Origin of the sequence: Mobilisporobacter senegalensis (assembly GCF_003752155.1) — a bacterium.
Taxonomy (GTDB): Bacteria; Bacillota; Clostridia; order Lachnospirales; family Lachnospiraceae; genus Mobilisporobacter; species Mobilisporobacter senegalensis.
Genome location: NZ_RJVG01000006.1, coordinates 47,122 through 64,836, shown reverse-complemented (window position 1 = coordinate 64,836; position 17,715 = coordinate 47,122). Strand labels below are relative to the sequence as shown.

Annotated in this window: 15 protein-coding genes; 13 read left to right on the top strand and 2 right to left on the bottom strand. The window is 34.5% G+C overall.

Annotation, left to right across the window (positions count from 1 at the left end):
* Positions 1–192 precede the first annotated feature (192 nt).
* From rpoN to EDD66_RS10815, 12 genes are all read left to right on the top strand, one after another.
* Complete coding sequence (gene rpoN, locus EDD66_RS10870; protein ID WP_123609613.1) at positions 193–1,557, top strand: RNA polymerase factor sigma-54; 1,365 nt, start codon at positions 193–195, stop codon at positions 1,555–1,557.
* A gap of 42 nt (positions 1,558–1,599) precedes the next feature.
* Positions 1,600–4,542, top strand: coding sequence for a sigma 54-interacting transcriptional regulator (locus tag EDD66_RS10865; protein ID WP_123609612.1), 2,943 nt, complete (start codon positions 1,600–1,602; stop codon positions 4,540–4,542).
* Positions 4,543–4,590: 48 nt separating this feature from the next.
* Positions 4,591–5,208: a bifunctional 4-hydroxy-2-oxoglutarate aldolase/2-dehydro-3-deoxy-phosphogluconate aldolase gene (locus tag EDD66_RS10860; RefSeq protein ID WP_123609611.1), complete on the top strand. Its 618-nt coding sequence runs from the start codon at positions 4,591–4,593 to the stop codon at positions 5,206–5,208.
* Positions 5,209–5,221: 13 nt separating this feature from the next.
* The gene (locus tag EDD66_RS10855) at positions 5,222–5,689 is read left to right on the top strand and encodes a PTS sugar transporter subunit IIA (protein ID WP_123609610.1); all 468 of its coding nucleotides are present in this window, start codon (positions 5,222–5,224) and stop codon (positions 5,687–5,689) included.
* Between the two features lie 13 nt (positions 5,690–5,702).
* Positions 5,703–5,981, top strand: coding sequence for a PTS sugar transporter subunit IIB (locus EDD66_RS10850; RefSeq protein ID WP_123609609.1), 279 nt, complete (start codon positions 5,703–5,705; stop codon positions 5,979–5,981).
* Positions 5,982–6,004: 23 nt separating this feature from the next.
* The gene (locus EDD66_RS10845) at positions 6,005–7,369 is read left to right on the top strand and encodes a PTS galactitol transporter subunit IIC (protein WP_123609608.1); all 1,365 of its coding nucleotides are present in this window, start codon (positions 6,005–6,007) and stop codon (positions 7,367–7,369) included.
* A gap of 165 nt (positions 7,370–7,534) precedes the next feature.
* Positions 7,535–9,169, top strand: a complete 1,635-nt coding sequence (gene ilvD / locus EDD66_RS10840; protein WP_123609607.1) for a dihydroxy-acid dehydratase — start codon at positions 7,535–7,537, stop codon at positions 9,167–9,169.
* 138 nt (positions 9,170–9,307) lie between these two features.
* Positions 9,308–10,069: a formate/nitrite transporter family protein gene (locus EDD66_RS10835; RefSeq protein WP_123609606.1), complete on the top strand. Its 762-nt coding sequence runs from the start codon at positions 9,308–9,310 to the stop codon at positions 10,067–10,069.
* A gap of 318 nt (positions 10,070–10,387) precedes the next feature.
* Entirely contained in the window at positions 10,388–11,464 is a 1,077-nt protein-coding gene (locus EDD66_RS10830) for a sugar ABC transporter substrate-binding protein (RefSeq protein ID WP_123609605.1), read from the top strand.
* Positions 11,465–11,479: 15 nt separating this feature from the next.
* The gene (locus tag EDD66_RS10825) at positions 11,480–13,009 is read left to right on the top strand and encodes a sugar ABC transporter ATP-binding protein (protein WP_123609604.1); all 1,530 of its coding nucleotides are present in this window, start codon (positions 11,480–11,482) and stop codon (positions 13,007–13,009) included.
* The gene (locus tag EDD66_RS10820; RefSeq protein ID WP_170164327.1) at positions 12,993–13,985 is read left to right on the top strand and encodes an ABC transporter permease; all 993 of its coding nucleotides are present in this window, start codon (positions 12,993–12,995) and stop codon (positions 13,983–13,985) included. The genes EDD66_RS10825 and EDD66_RS10820 overlap by 17 nt, the downstream gene beginning before the upstream one ends.
* A 9-nt stretch (positions 13,986–13,994) precedes the next feature.
* Complete coding sequence (locus EDD66_RS10815) at positions 13,995–14,321, top strand: L-rhamnose mutarotase (protein ID WP_123609602.1); 327 nt, start codon at positions 13,995–13,997, stop codon at positions 14,319–14,321.
* 23 nt (positions 14,322–14,344) lie between these two features.
* Here EDD66_RS10815 and EDD66_RS10810 read toward each other — a convergent pair whose 3' ends face one another.
* Positions 14,345–15,217 carry an AraC family transcriptional regulator gene (locus EDD66_RS10810; protein ID WP_170164326.1) on the bottom strand — a complete coding sequence of 291 codons (873 nt, stop codon included), beginning with the start codon at positions 15,215–15,217 and terminating at the stop codon, positions 14,345–14,347.
* A 93-nt stretch (positions 15,218–15,310) separates the two neighbouring features.
* Between EDD66_RS10810 and EDD66_RS10805 the strand changes: the two genes are divergently transcribed.
* Complete coding sequence (locus tag EDD66_RS10805) at positions 15,311–16,756, top strand: L-fucose/L-arabinose isomerase family protein (protein ID WP_123609600.1); 1,446 nt, start codon at positions 15,311–15,313, stop codon at positions 16,754–16,756.
* 76 nt (positions 16,757–16,832) lie between these two features.
* Here the strand turns inward: EDD66_RS10805 and EDD66_RS10800 are convergent, their stop codons facing one another.
* A complete protein-coding gene (locus tag EDD66_RS10800; RefSeq protein WP_123609599.1) occupies positions 16,833–17,702 on the bottom strand; it encodes a methionyl aminopeptidase in 870 nt (289 codons plus the stop codon).
* Positions 17,703–17,715 lie beyond the last annotated feature (13 nt).

Below are 17,715 nucleotides of genomic sequence, written 5' to 3'. Positions count from 1 at the left end.
GGGTTGGGGTTACACCCTTTTTTATGGATGTTGCCATTAGTTTCATTGTAAAGAGGTTGATTTTATGGTAGAATATCGATTATGCTAGCAATAAAGATAATATTAAGATTGAGGTTGGTTATTGTAATATACCTTTAAGAAGACCAACAAAATCAATTACATATAGATATGCGCAAATTCAGGTGGTAAATAATGATGAAATATCAATTAGATATAAAGCAAAAACAGAAGTTAACTCAGAATATGATCCAATCAGCACAAATTTTGCAGATGAGTTCTCAGGAACTGGATATATATATTCGGGAGCTGGCAATGGAAAATCCTTTGGTTGATATAGAAAATTTAGATGACTCAACGAATACTGACCAGATCAATAAAAAGTTAGAGTGGTTGGGACAGATCGATGAGAATAACAGGGTGTATTCCAAGCAAGAACTTAATGACGAAAATAGTGATAATTTATGGAATTTTGTTGGAGATTCAGGAGAAGATAATCTGTCCAGATATCTTCTATCACAACTTCCAACATATAGATTAAATAATAATGAACAAAAAATTATAACATTTATCATTGATAGCCTTGATTCCAAAGGATATTTTACTGATTCCTTAGAGGACACAGCAAAGTATTTTGGAGTGAAAGAAGAGGAGATAAAACGATTATTGGGATTGATTCAGGGGTTAGAGCCGGCAGGCATTGGTGCGAGAAATTTAAGAGAATGTCTGCTGCTTCAGATAGAACGGAAACAACTGGGGTCCCCTCTTGCCAAAGAAATAGTATCAGAATACTTGGAATTATTAGCAAAAAATCAATTACCACTGATAGCAAAAAAAATGAAAGTTACTATAGATCAAATAATAATTGAAGTTGAGAGGATTAAATCATTGAATCCAAAGCCGGGAAACTCTTTTGCTTCGAGAGACAGCCTTAGCTATATAATACCGGATATTACGGTTGTTAAATTAAAAGGCTACTATGAAATTCTATTGAATGAATACAAATACCCTCGAATAAATATAAATTCCTATTATAAGAGTTTGCTTACCCAAGAGTATTCAGCTGAGACAACAGAGTATGTATCAACTAAAATGAAACAGGTCGAGTGGGTCAAAAAATGTATTTCCCAACGGAATACCACATTGATTGAAATGACAAAAATCATAGTAGATTTTCAGGAGGAATTTTTTTTCAGCGGCCGGGGAATAAGGCCAATGCGGCTAATAGATGTTGCTGATATTATGGGTATTCATGAATCAACTGTAAGTCGGGCCGTGAGAGATAAATATCTTCAGTGTCCTTGGGGTGTTTTTCCCATGAATTACTTTTTTTCCAAAGCATTCGAGGCAGATGCTATGTGTGGAGGGATCTCAGCAGACGATATTCAGATGAAGATAGAGAGCCTAATCAATGCTGAAGATAAATTTAAGCCATTAAGTGATGAGAAATTAGCCCGGATGCTAAAAAGTGAAGGCATAACAATTTCCAGAAGAACAATAGCAAAATATAGAAATAACTTAGGAATCAAAGATGCAAGTGGACGTAAAATGTTTTTATAGGATGATTAGAGGCAACAGTCGGGTTGAGAGGATGGATTTCTAATGAAGGATCAAATTATAAATATGATTGAAGAAGAGGATAAAAAGAACCCATTTACGGATGAAGAAATTGCCATAGCTCTGGATATTTTTAGGGAGAATGTAACGACAATCCGAAAAGAGAATGATATTCCTGATTCAAGAGAGAGAAAGAAGCAGGTGATTCATGATGATATTAAGAGCATTCTCAGGGAAAAGGGAAATGTATCCGATAGAGGACTTACCAAATTATTAAATGATAAAGGTTACATCATTGGGAAATATGCAGTTGGAAAGTTAAAAGAAGAGGTTCTTAAGTCTTTGGATATTTCTGTTGATACAAAAGATAATAGAGAAGAATCTAATGAATTACAAGAAACAGAAGAAATTATGATTGAAAATTCCATGGAAATAAAACAGGATGAAATTTTTAGTGCTTTTATCGGTTACAATGGAAGCATGAAAAATCAAATCAGCAGAGCCTGTGCTGCGATTCTGTATCCGCCTAATGGTCTTCATTCCTTAATTTATGGGCCATCTGGAGTGGGAAAAAGTTTTTTGGCTGAACTAATGTATCAATTTGCTATTACTACAGATAATTTTGAGAAAGATGCTCCATTTTTTGAATTTAACTGTGCAGATTATGCGGACAATCCTCAACTTTTGCTTGCTCAGCTTTTTGGTTACAGCAAAGGTGCCTTTACTGGTGCCACAGAGAATAAAAAGGGAATTGTAGAGCAATGTGATGGTGGTATTCTCTTCCTGGATGAAGTACACCGTTTACCTCCAGAGGGACAGGAGATACTCTTTTACCTCATGGATAAAGGAAAATTCCGCCGATTGGGTGAAGCTGATACACAAAGAAAAAGTAAAGTGATGATTATCGCTGCCACTACCGAAAACCCACAAAGTTCACTTCTATTAACATTTAGACGAAGAATTCCTATGGTGATTGAAATTCCACCGATGAAAGCCCGTCCGGTCGCTGAGAAAATACAATTTATTCATCAATTTTTCTATATGGAATCAAGGCGTTTAGGGAAGGAAATCAGTGTAAAAGAAGATGTTTTAAAATGCCTTGCAGGGAATGAATATTCTGGTAATGTTGGTCAATTGAAATCAGATATTCAGGTCTGCTGCGCAAAAGCATTTCTGGAAAGAAAGATGAGACAGGCAGGAGAAATCATAGTAAGTTTTGACTGCATGTCGGAAGCAATAAAAAAAGATTATAAAAAAGAAAACGTATCGAAAGAAATTAATACTAAGATACATGGAGATATGTATTTTTCTCCTCAGGAAAATGAAGGCTATCTTAAAGTAGATTTAAATGAAGACTGGGACATATATGAAAAGTTAGAGATAAAATATGAACAATTAAAAAAAGAAGGGGCAGTAGAATCTGATATTGAAGCACTTCTTTATGAAGAGATAGAATCAAATTTACAGTTGCATATAAAAGAGATTGTTGACTCAGATTTCAGCATGGATGAAATTGCTAATATTGTTGGAGAAGATATATTAAATATCACGAAAGATATTTATGAGCTTGCTAAGAAAAAGATACCATTATTAGAATCTACCCTAATTTTTCCATTAGCTATTCATCTGAATATGGCAATAGAAAGAATGAAGATGAAAGGAAAAACCATTCGTCCTGGAATGAAAAATATAAGGGAAATGTATCTGGAAGAATATCAGATTGCAAAAGAAATCTTATTCACGATTAAGAAGAAATATTATTTTGAACTTAATGATGAAGAGATTGGATTTTTAGCCATGTATTTTAAAAAATTCCAAAAACAAAATTATATATCTAAAGGTAAGATCGGAGTTTTAGTAGTTTCCCATGGTCATGTTGCTTGTGGAATGGCAGAAGTTGCTAATAAGATCATGGGAGTGGATCATGCAGTTGGTCTGGAAACTGATTTTAAAGACAGCCCCGCTGACATGGCGGACAAAGTAATCCAATCTGTTCGTCAGATTGATCAAGGAAGTGGGTGTATCATTCTTGCTGATATGGGATCACTTATGAATATTAAAGATCAGGTGGAAGAAGAAACTGGAATTAAGGTCGGAATCGTAGGAAGATGTGACACCTTAATGGTCATAGAATGCATCCGTAAGGTCTTATGGACAGAAGAAGATATTCAAACTATCATCAAAGATCTGGATGTAAAAAATACTGTTTCCATATCAACAAGAAGAATTGAACATAGAAAAGAAAAAGCGATTGTATGTCTTTGCATTACCGGAGAGGGAGCTGCTAAGAGCGTAAAGACTCACTTAATAAATCGGTTAAGCAGCAGCCTGGATTCAGTTCAAATTATAGCTAAAGGCTACATAGAAAATATTAAAGTTGAAAATATTATCTCTGCTTTAGAGGAAAGTTATGAAATTCTGGCTATTGTAGGCACTATTGATCCACAAATTGAGAAGTATCCATTTATTTCAATTTCTCATATATATCGCCCACAAGGGATCGCCGGTCTTAGAAAGATATTAAACAAACAGACAATATTCGACAAGGTGAATCTTGGAGATGTCCTCTATGAAAAAAACATTTTTATAAATCCAGCCTTTTATTATAAGGATGAAATCCTTGATTATACAATTCAAAAGATGATTGAAGATGGGAATGTAAAACCAGAATTTTTACTAAGTGTTTATAAAAGAGAAGGTATTATGACTACCTATCTAAAAGGTGGAATAGCAATCCCCCATGGAAACACAGAATTGGTTACAAAACCAGTCATTTCTCTTACTAAATTAGCCAAACCAGTGGTTTGGGATGGGATCAATACGGTAGATGTTATTTTTGTATTAGCCTTAAATGAAAATTCAAAAAAATATTTTGAACAATTATATAAAATAATTTCTGATGAAGACTTGATTTTAGCCATCAGAAACAGCAATTCAATTAATGAAATTCTAAAAATTCTTCATATTCATACAGAATCAGTCAGATAGTTGGCACGCTTCTTGCTCTATATATTAAGTGAGAAAGGAGTTGGAAAAGTGGACATTAAAAACTTCCCCAAAGTCACTGTCATCTTAAGAGGTTACACCTATTCACAAGTCAGAACTGTAGTAAAAAACCTCGTAGGAACAAAACTGCAGGCTGTTGAAATCACCATGAATTCTCCCGATGCTGTATCTACTATAGAAAAGATCAGCAGGGAGTTTGGTGGTTTCATTAAAGTCGGAGCAGGTACGGTCATGACCTACGAACAGGCAAAAACAGTAATTGAAGCAGGTGCAGCATTCATTTTATCCCCAACAATGTTAAATAAAGATATATTAAATCTATGTAACGAGCATGAGATTATATCTGTTCCTGGCGCATTTTCACCAACAGAAATCAAGCAAAGCTTTGATGATGGAGCCTCTATTGTGAAAATTTTCCCGGCAGGAAGACTTGGCAGTCAGTATATTACTGATATTCAGGCACCTCTGGGTAAATTACCATTGATGGTTGTAGGTGGAATTAATACAGAAAACGTTCAGGAGTATTTTAATGGGGGAGCTTCCTTTGCCGGAATAGCATCAGGAATCTTTGACAAAGAAGATATACTCAATGAAAATGAAGACGGAATCATAAAATCCATAATAGATATGGAAGCAAAACTAGTTTAAGGATGAGAAAGATATGAGCGATATTAAATTTTCAAAATCACAAATCGTAAAATTAGAAGGTCTGACAACTGATGTGGGAGTGCTTTCTTCAATGACAGATTTGCTCTGCCAGAATGGTTTAGTAAAAGATACATATAAGCAGGCAATTTTAGATCGTGAAAAAGTATTTCCTACCGGATTGTATACCGGAAATATTAATGTAGCAATACCTCATGCAGATGTTGAACATGTGAATGAAGCAAGTATATGTGTAGGAATTTTAGATAAACCGGTAAAATTTCATGCAATGGATGAACCGGATAATAGCATTGATATTAGCCTTGTAATTATGCTTGCTCTAAAAGAAGCCCATGGACACATTGACATGCTGACTAAAGTTATTGGTCTGATACAAGATCAAGAGGCTGTAAAAGAAATTATTGAATCCAATAGCCAGGATATAATCTATAACATAATTGAAAAATATCTATTACAAGAATAAGGAGATTATTAATATGAAAAGAATTTTAGTAGCATGTGGAAATGGTATTGCAACATCAACAGTAGTTGCAATGAAAATAAAAGAAAAATGCGAAGACAATGGAATTGATGTTTCTGTGACACAATGCAAATTATTGGAAGTAGAATCAAAAGCGGATCAATTTGATCTGTTAGTTACGACCGGTAAATTTACGGGCGGAGATGTTACAATACCAGTTGTTGGGGCCATTTCTCTACTAACAGGTGTAGGCGAAGAGAGTACGTTAGATGAAATTTTATCACATTTGAAGTAATTTAATCAGAGGAGGAAAGAAGTATGCAAATCTTTTTTAATGTGTTTCAAACAATTCTTGATGCTGGGGCAATTGTATTGCTTCCTATCATTATTACGGTAATCGGTTTAATTTTCAAGGTAAAAATAGCAAAAGCGTTTCGTTCAGGTTTAACAATTGGTATTGGGTTTGCAGGTATTAATTTAGTTATTGGATTATTAAAATCTAATTTAGGACCGGCAGCACAGGCAATGGTAGAAAATTTTGGTATAAAACTTGATATACTTGATGTAGGCTGGGGCGCAATTGCAGCAGTAACCTGGTCCTCTCCAATTATTGGTATTCTGATCTTTTGTATCTTAGCAACTAATATTATTATGTTAGTTTTAAAAGCAACAGATACGTTAGATGTTGATATCTGGAATTATCATCATATGGCAATCGTCGGTATTATGGTCTACTTCGTAACTAAGAGTATTCCTCTAGGTATCGCAGCAACTGTAATTATGGCAATTATTACATTTAAATTATCTGACTGGACAGCACCACTTGTAGAAGAATACTTTGGAATTCCAGGTGTTTCACTCCCAACAATGTCTGCTTTATCCTCTATTATAATAGCAGCACCACTTAACTGGTTATTAGATAAAATACCAGGAATCAATAAAATTGATTTTAAGATTAAAGATGCAAAAAAATATTTAGGCTTCTTTGGTGAGCCAATGATGATGGGTCTTATTCTTGGAGGTATCATCGGTGCATTAGCAAAATATCCGGTGTCACAAATTTTATCTCTTGGTGTTAACATGGCAGCAGTTATGATTCTGATTCCTAAAATGACTTCTTTATTCATGGAAGGTTTAATGCCTATCTCAGAAGCAGCAAAGAAATTTACCCAGGAAAAATTCAAAGGAAGAAAATTCCTTATCGGCCTTGATGCAGCAGTTGTAGTTGGTAACCCTGATGTTATCACAACAGCATTAATCGTAATTCCTCTAACTATTTTCATGGCAGCATTATTACCAGGAAACAGGGTATTACCATTTGCAGATCTTGCAGTTGTAACTTTTCGTGTTGCTTTAGTAGTAGCAATTACAAGAGGTAACTTATTTAAGAATGTTATTATGGGTCTTGTGTGTACAGGAGCAATTCTTTTAGCAGGTACAGCAACAGCTCCGGTCTTAACAGCCCTTGCTACAAGTGTAGGCCTTGACATTGCAGCGGACGGAAGTCTAATTTCTTCTTTTGCAGCAACAAGTTTAACGGTAAGCTACCTTGTATTTAAAGCATTTACAAGTAACTTAATTATTTCAATTCCAATTCTTCTGGTAGTTATAGCTGGAACCTGGGTAGTTATGAGTAAATTAAGTAAAAAGAGAGCAGAAATATTAGCAGTAAGAGAACAGTAAAATAGATAGCAATAGGGGTTGTTACAAAACAAAGAATTCTATTTTTTGAAGAACTATATTTCAACATACAATATATAAACTATTTCTGAAATATAGTTACTTCATAAATATAATAATAGATTCAATGTATTTGGAGATAACCTCTTTTTTTATAGGAGGAATATTATGGTAAGAGCAATTGATAAATTAGAACCATTTCAAAAAGCCATATCCAAAGCACACTTAGCATCTGCCGGGATATCGATTGATTCCCTTGATCACAAACCATTAATCGCAATTGCAAATAGCTGGAATGAAATATGCCCTGGACATGAACCACTTAGACAATTAGCACAAGAAGTAAAAAAAGGTATCCTGGAGGCAGGGGGGGAACCAATAGAATTTAATACAATCGCTATGTGCGATGGTATTGCACAAGGACATTCCGGAATGAGATATTGCCTTCCACATCGTGAGATTATAACGGATTCCATTGAAGCCATGGTTGTTGGAGAAGGAGTATTCGATGGAATTGTATTTCTTGGTGCGTGTGATAAAATCATACCCGGCATGCTTAATGCGGCAGCAAGAATTAACCTTCCTTCCATCATAGTAACTTCAGGACCTTGCTACGCACAAATAAAACCAAATGATTCTAAGGATCTTCGTCAACAATTTTTAAAAGGAGAAATTACAGAAAGACAGCTAATAGAAGGTACATTGGAATATTATACCGGACCTGGTATTTGCCCATTTCTTGGAACGGCAAATACAATGGGTGCTCTTTGTGAGGCACTTGGTATGATGCTTCCTGGAGGCAGTCTGATTCCTTCCAGTACAAGTATGAGAAGATTTTCTGCAAGAGAATCAGGTAGTGCTTTAATGAAGATGGTACATAATAATATCACTCCAAGTAAAATCATGACAAAAGAAGCATTGGAGAATGCAATCATCTTATTAAGTGCAATTGGCGGTTCTTTAAACGCACTTATCCATCTTCCGGCACTTGCAGCAGAGCTTGGTCTGGATTTAAATTGGGATGATTTTTCTGAAATCACTTCTAAGACTCCTGTTCTATGTGAAATTACACCGAATGGAAATAAAACAGTGATGGATCTTCATTATGCAGGGGGAATTCCAGCAGTTCTAAAAGAACTTCTTTCAGTGATACATAAAGATACATTGACGGTATGTGGTGAGACAATGGGAGAAGTGCTGGAAAAGTCAGGAAAAGGCAATGCTGAAACAATTCGAAGTTTAGATAATCCATACTCACAGGCAGATGGAATTCAAGTATTATATGGCAATTTAGCACCAATGGGAGCACTTGTGAAAACATCAGCGGTACCTATGGATGTACGTGTATTTGAAGGTACAGCGAAGGTCTTTGAAGGCGAGGATGAGTGTTATGCTGCATTCCGTGACAAGAAGATTGTATCAGGAGATGCAGTTATAGTTCGTTATGAAGGACCAAAAGGCGGCCCTGGTATGAAAGAATTACATCGTATTACTGAGATAATTAAAAGTATTCCCAATACGGCTGTTATTACAGATGGCCGATTCTCAGGTGCCAGTGGTGGATTAAGTATTGGATATCTTTGCCCGGAAGCTGCGGATGGAGGTCCAATCGCTCTGATTCAAGATGGTGATAAAGTCAATGTTGATTTATATCAGGGATTAATTAATATTGAAGTCAGTGAAGCGGAGATTGAAAAGAGAAAGAAAAACTGGAAGCACCTTGAACGCCAAGCAGAAAAAGGCTTATTACGCAGATATGCAGAGACAGTAAATAGCGCACGCACTGGCGCAACTTTAAGATAAGCAGGTATATAAAACAATTGTATTGTATTTTGTACACAGTATTTTTAATTTTATAATTGAAAAACTAGCAGGAATCTGTTAGAGTAGTGAACTAGGTGACGAAAATTAAGAATTAAAAAGAAAGAAGTGTATAAGAATATGTTTACAAGTGACATAAATATCATGTCAGATTCCGCTGTTAAAAAATACGAATTATCCAAAAAGGAACCCGGAAAATATTTAATGCGTTCTATTGTAGCCGGCTTCTTTTTAGTGGTTGCTATTATACTCTCCAACGTAACATCAGCATTATTTTATAGTACGAATCCTGCTTTAGGTAAGTTTCTGAATGCATTATTATTTCCAACAGCTATTATACTTATCGTATTTGTTGGAGGTGAGTTATTTACTGGAAACAATATGACAATGGCATTTGGAGTATATGATAAAAAATGTACCTGGAGAATGGCGGCACGTGTTTGGATTATAAGCTATATTGGTAATTTTATAGGCTCCGTAATCTTATCATACATATTTGTAAAAGGTGGTGCATCTGCAGGAATCATGACAGAATATATGAGAAATGTTGTAGCTGCTAAACTTGAAATATCTCCATTACAGATGGTCTTACGCGGCATACTATGCAATTTTATGGTATGTATTGCAGTTTTAGTAGGGGTACGCATGAAAACAGAAATTGGTAAGCTCATAATTATGTTTCTTGTAATTATGTCCTTTGTAGTTGCTGGATTTGAGCATAGTATCGCCAATATGGGTACATTTTCTATTAGCTATTTTCTTCTTGGAGGACTTCCTATGCATCTGGTATTAAAGAGTATGTTCTTTGTAACAGTCGGAAATATTCTGGGGGGAGCAGTATTACTGGCATGGCCTATTAAAACAATGAGCATTGCTGATTAATTAAGTTAAAGAACTTTATAAAACATTATTATTTTAGAGAAACTATATATGAGAATATATAGTTTCTTTTTTATTGGAAATACTTTGGACTGCAATGTATTAAAGTGCATGAACTAAACAAAGTTGTCTAAAGTAAACCTATCAATGTGGATTTATTGACATCTATTATATTAGCAAATATAATGTAAATATAGCAAAAATAAATAATATATATGTGTAAAATAAACAAATAAATACAAAAAAGATTTAAAATAATGTATATTTATTTTTTGCTTTAAAAATTAAAAATTGTATTTTTTAAAACCAAGGAGGTAAATTATGGGAAAGAAAAAACTAATATCATTTATGTTAGCAATGGTACTATTAATGACTACTTTATCTGGGTGTACTGTTGATGGTGAAGGGAAAGATACATCAAGTAATTCAGATACGGAAGTAAGTTCTGACAATGGGGATGCAAAGAAAGAATCAGATAAAAAAATTAAAGTAGGTTTTGCTAATATTAATGAAAAGGGTTCATTTGGAAAGATGGTCCGTGATTCAGTAGAAAAAGAAGCAGAAAAACGAGGTTACGAATTAATATGTGTTGATAATAATTCAGATGGAGCTACCGCTGTAAAGAATGCAGATGATCTATTAAATATGGGTATTGAATATTTTATTGAATTCAATGTAGATGACACAGTTGCTCCTGTAATAATGGAGAAAATGAATGCAGCTAACGTACCAGTAGTAGCTGTGGATATTGCTCATCCGGGTGCGTATTTCTTTGGCGCTGATAATTCTGAAGCAGGTAAAATTGCAGGAAGAGCAGCGGCTCAATATATCAAAGAAAAATGGAATGGAGAAATTGATTATGTTGTAAGAGGAATTCAACCAATCTCAGGACCTGTAACAGCACCACGTGTAATGGATTTTACCGTTGGAATGGAGGAAGAAGGATTAATTATTCCGGCAGATAAAATTATTGAGATAGATACACAAAATGATGCACAAATATCTCAACAAAGAATGAATGACTTTTTAATGGCACATCCTGATGCAAAGCGTATAGCAGTGGTAGCCATGAATGATGTTTTAGGAGCAGGTATATGGGCAGCTGTGGAGACGGCAGGCAGACAGGATAATGTGATCTTATATAGTCATAATAGTACAGCTGATTTTGTGGAACCTTTATATGCAACGAAAGGTATGACTGGATGGATTGGAAGTGTTGGATATTTCCCGGAAAGATATGGAGAGTGGATTTTGCCTATTATCGATGAATTAGTGGAAGGAAAGACTCCACCTGAAAAATCATATATAGATCATGAACTGGTAACATGGGAGAATATTACAGACCATTATCCAGAAGATAACTTCCCTTGGTCTAAATTCATGATAGACAAAAAGTAACAAGGAGGCGAAGCATTGAGCGCATGTGAAGTTAAGCAATTAAATAATAGAAGAATTGTATTAGAAGCAAAAAATATAACCAAAGTATTTCCGGGTGTAAAAGCATTATCCAATGTAAGCCTAAAACTTCGAGAAGGTGAAGTACTGGCACTATTAGGTGAGAATGGAGCAGGAAAATCCACTTTAATAAAAGTTTTATCCGGAGTTCATAACTGTGAAGAAGGAGACGTTTTTATAAATGGAGAAAAGGTAGTATTCAATAAACCATCCGATGCGACAGAAAAAGGAATTAGTATTATACATCAGGAATTAAATTATGTAGGTACAATATCAGTAGCAGAAAATATATTTATGGGTAATATTCCCAAGAAGGGCTTCATAATAGATTATCCTAAAATGTATGAAGAAGCTAGAAAAATTATGGCCAGAATTGGTGTTGATATTAATCCAAAAGAAATTATAGGAAGATTAACCGTTGCCCAAAAGCAGCTAATTGAAATAGCAAAAGTGGTAACAGATCAGACAAAAGTATTAATTATGGATGAACCAACATCTGCATTAAATGATGTAGAAACAGAAAATCTCATTAAATTCATCCATAATGTTGCTAAAAAAGGAATAGCAATTATCTATATATCCCATAGATTTGATGAAATATTCCGTATTGCTGACAGCGTAGTTGTACTCAGAGATGGATGTAATGTAGGCGGAATGGATATTCAAGATGCAAGTAGAGAAAAATTCGTTACAATGATGGCTGGAAGAAGTATATCTGATACTTATATTAAAAAAGAGGCAAACCCAGGTGATGTTGTATTAGAGGCAAGGCATCTGTCCACGACCCATATAAAAGATGTAACATTTCAGGCAAGGTATGGGGAAATTACAGGGGTATATGGATTGCTGGGATCTGGGCATAATGATCTGGGACCTGCCATTTTTGGACAGGAAAGAATTATATCAGGTGAAATTTTAGTTGATGGAAAGAATATCAAATTAGATACACCAATTACTGCAATTGAACATGGCATGGCGTATGTACCGGCGGAAAGAAAAACGGAAGGTCTGATATTAAATAGCAGTATTAAAATCAATATGACTACAGCCTATTATTCAAAACATAAAAATAAGAAATTTATAGATTTTGGGAAAGACAATTCCATTGCTAAGAAGTGGATTGAAAAATTCAGTATAAAAACTCCAAGTCCTGAAACAAAAGCAGAATCTTTGAGCGGAGGGAATCAACAGAAAGTTGTTTTGTCTAAATGGCTGGAATTAAACCCTAAAATTTTAATACTCAATGAGCCTACAAGAGGGATTGATGTAGGGGCCAAGATTGAAATCTATAAAATTTTAGATGAATTATGTCAACAAGGTCTGTGCGTAATTATGATCACTTCTGAGATGGAAGAACTTCTAACAATGTCTGATAGAGTAATGGTGATGCATGATGGATTAATTATGGCTGATCTATCAGGAGAAAAAATATCACAAAACAATATAATAAAATATGCGATGGGAGAACAAAATGAAAGAGATGAATAAACAAAGCACAACGTTGCGTATAATTGACAGATTAAAAAGTAGTAACTCATCAGACATTATGACTGTATTAGGCGCTTATTTAATATTAGTAATATTCTTTAGTATCAAATCTCCATATTTTTTAAGAGTAAATAATTTTTTAAATATAGGTCTTTATGCTGCTATTATGGGTGCTGTTGCATGCAGCATGACATTTATAAATGTATCCGGTTGCATCGATATTTCAGTGGGTTCACAAATAGCAGTAGTAGGTATGGTAGTTGCTACTTTATCAAGACTTGAGTTACCAATAGGAATTATCATACTGGGAGGACTTTTAGCAGGCGGTCTTTGTGGAGCTTTTAACGGATTCTTTATAACTAAAATAAAAATCAATCCCTTTATTACAACAATAGCAAGTATGCAGATTCTCAGGGGAATTGCGTATCTCATATCTAACGGTCAAACAATCGTAGTTACTAATGATGTATTGAAGTTTATTGGAAGAGGCCGTTTTTTCGGCATTCCTGTCACTCTTATCATACTTATAATAATGTATTTAATCTTTGGATTTGTGGGGAAATATACCGTATTCGGAAGAAGCATTTATATGATAGGCGGGAATGCACAATCAAGCTTCCTGTCAGGAATCAAAGTTCAAAAAACTAAATTTATTATCTATGCCATTAATGGTGTAATGGCAGGGGCAGCAGGCATAATGTTAACCGCACAAACAGGTGCAGGTCTGCCAATGGCTGCTGCGGAAACAAATATGCAGGCACTTTCTGCAGTTATTCTTGGCGGTGCAGGTCTTACCGGCGGCAAAGGAACGATTTTAGGAACATTCATAGGAGTGTTCGTATTATCTACATTAAATAATGGAATGGTCATGTTAAATATACAAACATTTTGGCAGCAGGTCATAGTCGGAACCGTATTATTAATAGCAGTTGCCATTGATGCAATTAAAGGTGGAAGCCTAAAAAGAAAGATATAACGGTGATTTATGTGTAAAAATACAAAATATAGAATTAGTTTTATCATTCATATAAAAGAAGAAAAAACAGAAGAATATAAAATAAGACATAAAAATATCAGTCAGGATATGAAAAATATGCTAAAAGAAGCAGGGATATTCAATTATACAATATGGCTCCATAACAATATGGTCTTTGGCTATTATGAAACAAATGATATTACTTTCACAAAAGAGTTTAAAAGCAAAAGTAAAGTCCAGCATCAATGGGATACTTATATGTCAGATATTTTTAAAACAGATTCAGATGGAGAAAGGACCATTATATATCCAGAACAGGTTTTTCTTTTGGAGTAGATGTTTTAGTTTCATAAGTCTATCTAATGGCGGCGAAAAGCCCTTGGAATTCTACCAGTTTTCTTTTTGAAATATTTGGAGAAATGGGATATATCTTTAAAACCTACTTGAAAAGCAATATCTGCAATTGAATCAGAAGTGGACTCAATTAGTTCAATAGCTTTTGAAATTCTATAATTTAAAAGATATTGATGTAAGGAGTTACCAGTATTTAAAACCATAAGTTTATTAATATAATTAGGATGAAAATTAAGTGCTTCTCCTATATTGGTGTTGGTTATATCATTCATGTAGTTATTGTGGATATATTCAATAATCAAATTAATACTTGTGGTCGTCGAATATTGACTTGGCAATACATAAGAGCGTGCGATATAACCAATGACAGATAACATCAAGCCATTCAGTCGAAGATTATAGTAATTTTTCTGTGTTTTAAATTCTTTGACCATTTCTAGCAGAAAGGATTCCAAATGATGCATATTCTTAATATAAATATGCTGATTTAGAAAATTAAAATTAGTAAATTGTATTATTTCATTCAGATTATCGGGATCATAACTTTCAATTCTTTCAGGTGGTTGTGGATATAGAATATGAGCATAGTTACGGGTAAAATCAAAATTAGAAGTTATCATGGTAAATGTTTGATTGTTGATATCTGGTTCCATATGATAGGGAGCATTTGGCTGCCATAATACTAAATCACCTGGTGATACGTAATACTCCTTATCTTCTATATATATGATACCATTACCTTTTTGAACATAGAACAACCTGCAGTCGTATGATTTAATCCAATGAGGAAATGAATTTTTACTGATATTAATGATTTGAACAAAACGAACAAAAGGATTTATTTCTTCAAAAGACATTCTTAACAATTTATGTTCCATAAAAACACTCTCCACAACAAAGTAATATAGAATCATTCTAGCATAATTCACTACACTTTACAACAAAACAGGCAAAACGGAGGTAATTAAGAAATGATACAAAGATTAAAAAAGAGGACAGCAAGGATAGGAGTCTTTGCTGTAGGGCACGAAACATATTGGGGGCAATTTGAAGGACTGCTTGATAGCTTAATGGGTTATCATGAAGAGTTTAAGAATATTGTAGATAAAAATGAAGTAGAAATTATAGATTTTGGTATGATTGATACCAGTGAAGCTTCTTATAAAGCATTAAACAGAATAAAAGAAAGCAATGTTGATATACTTCTTTGTAATATGGTGACTTATGCCATATCAGCAACATTTGCCCCTATTATCAGGGATGCTAATGTTCCAATAATTTTAGTTGCATTACAGCCACGCAAGGCGATGGACTATTCAAAAGCAAATACATATATGCAATTACAGAATGATAATATTTGTGCAGTTCCTGAGTTTACATCTGTTGCTGTCCGCCTTGGAAAAGAAGTAAATGATGTAATCATAGGTACTTTATATGATGATAAAGAAGTGGAAGAGGATATTAAAGTGTGGTGCGACATTGCTAAAGTGATGCACGACTTAAAGGGAGCCAGAATTGGTTTGATGGGTCATGTGATGGAAGCAATGTATGATATGCATGCTGATCCCACAGCAATATCCGGTGCCTTTGGAGTACATGTTCCTCTTATTGAAGTAGATGATGTTATAAAGCTATACAAAAAAGTAGATGAGGAAAGAATCCATGAAAAGATTAAGGTAATCGAAGAAAATTTCCATATGCCAGATCCTGTTAGTGATCCGGTAACGATAAAAGTAACATCAGAGGATTTATATCAGGCAGCCAAAACAGCAGTCACATTAGATGATTTAGTAAAAGAGTATAACCTTACTGGGCTTGCCTACTATTATGAAGGTGAAGAAAATTCTTTACATAGGCTTGTTTCCTCCTCTTTTATCGTAGGGAATTCACTTTTGAATGCACAAGGAGTTCCTATGTGTGGTGAATTTGATATAAAGACCTGCATAGCCATGTTGATTATGGATCGATTAAATATCGGAGGGAGTTTTGCAGAATTTCATCCCTTTGATTTTGAAGAAGACTTTATTCTTGTCGGACACGATGGTCCACATCACATTGCAATTGCAGAGGGAATGCCTGTCTTAAGAAGTCTTACAAAATACCATGGTAAACCAGGAAGTGGAGCTTCTGTAGAGTTTAAAATAAAAGAAGGACCAATTACTATGTTGGGAATTACTCAAAATGATAAAGGCGGATTTAAATTTATAATAGGTGAGGGGATATCTAAAAAGGGACCGATTCCTCCTACAGGTAACACTAATACAAGAGGTTTCTTTGAACCAACAACAAAAGAATTTATTAAGAAGTGGGTAATGGAAGGGCCGACTCATCATTACGCATTAGGAATCGGTCATAATGGAAAGGTAATTGAGAAGATTGCAAAAATTTTAGATATTGAATGTGTCATTGTTAAATAAGGCGCTTAACAAAAGGCTGTCAAAAACTATTATTCAATAGTTTTCTGACAGCCTTTTTTCAGTATGAGCTTTATTATTATCTTGCGAGAATTTCCCCACCAGTTTCAGTGATCAGAATAGTATATTCCCACTGGGCTGAATCTTTCTCATCTTTCGTATATATTGTCCAGCCATTGCTTTTATCCTCATATACGTCAGGCAGACCTGCATTTACCATAGGTTCTATTGTAAAAATCATTCCAGGAACCAGCAGCATTCCGGTTCCTCTTCTGCCAATATGGCCTACCCAGGGTTCTTCATGAAAATCAATACCCACACCATGGCCTCCAATTTCACGAACAATAGAATATCCATTTTTCTCAGCATGTTCATTAATTGCTTCTCCAATATCCCCTAAGTAGCCATAAGGTTTTGCCTGTTCAAAACCAAGGTCAAGGCATTCTTTTGCAACTTGGATTAATTTCTTTCTATCTTCAGAAATGTCACCGATGGAAAACATTCTTGAAGAATCTGCATAAAATCCTTCTACAATTGTAGTAACGTCTATATTGATAATATCTCCATTTTTAAGGATGGTATTTTTCTCAGGAATGCCGTGGCATACTTGGTTATTTATAGAAGCACATACACTTTTGGGATAACCTTCAAAGCCTAATGGAGCTGGAATGCCGCCTAAATTAATAGTAGTATTATGGACAAAAGTATTAATATCTTCTGTTGTCATACCTTCTTTGATATAGTCTGCTACCATATCCAGTATTTTTGTATTAATGATTCCCGCTTTTCGAACTCCTTCAATTTGACTTTGTGTTTTTATCATTTTATGGGATGGCACTAATACACCATTTCTCCCATAGTCATCTAATTTTTCATCAAAAGCCAGATGACAGCTTTTATATTTTTTGTGACTGCCGCACCAGCATAAATCATTCCTGTTTAATTTCATTTTTATCCTCCAA

Bases quoted from the DNA above. Each gene is read 5' to 3' on its own strand.
- rpoN (WP_123609613.1), top strand. From the start codon at position 193: ATGATGAAATATCAATTAGATATAAAGCAAAAACAGAAGTTAACTCAG.
- EDD66_RS10865 (WP_123609612.1), top strand. From the start codon at position 1,600: ATGAAGGATCAAATTATAAATATGATTGAAGAAGAGGATAAAAAGAAC.
- EDD66_RS10855 (WP_123609610.1), top strand. From the start codon at position 5,222: ATGAGCGATATTAAATTTTCAAAATCACAAATCGTAAAATTAGAAGGT.
- EDD66_RS10850 (WP_123609609.1), top strand. From the start codon at position 5,703: ATGAAAAGAATTTTAGTAGCATGTGGAAATGGTATTGCAACATCAACA.
- EDD66_RS10845 (WP_123609608.1), top strand. From the start codon at position 6,005: ATGCAAATCTTTTTTAATGTGTTTCAAACAATTCTTGATGCTGGGGCA.
- ilvD (WP_123609607.1), top strand. From the start codon at position 7,535: ATGGTAAGAGCAATTGATAAATTAGAACCATTTCAAAAAGCCATATCC.
- EDD66_RS10835 (WP_123609606.1), top strand. From the start codon at position 9,308: ATGTTTACAAGTGACATAAATATCATGTCAGATTCCGCTGTTAAAAAA.
- EDD66_RS10830 (WP_123609605.1), top strand. From the start codon at position 10,388: ATGGGAAAGAAAAAACTAATATCATTTATGTTAGCAATGGTACTATTA.
- EDD66_RS10820 (WP_170164327.1), top strand. From the start codon at position 12,993: ATGAAAGAGATGAATAAACAAAGCACAACGTTGCGTATAATTGACAGA.
- EDD66_RS10815 (WP_123609602.1), top strand. From the start codon at position 13,995: ATGTGTAAAAATACAAAATATAGAATTAGTTTTATCATTCATATAAAA.
- EDD66_RS10810 (WP_170164326.1), bottom strand. From the start codon at position 15,217: ATGGAACATAAATTGTTAAGAATGTCTTTTGAAGAAATAAATCCTTTT.
- EDD66_RS10805 (WP_123609600.1), top strand. From the start codon at position 15,311: ATGATACAAAGATTAAAAAAGAGGACAGCAAGGATAGGAGTCTTTGCT.
- EDD66_RS10800 (WP_123609599.1), bottom strand. From the start codon at position 17,702: ATGAAATTAAACAGGAATGATTTATGCTGGTGCGGCAGTCACAAAAAA.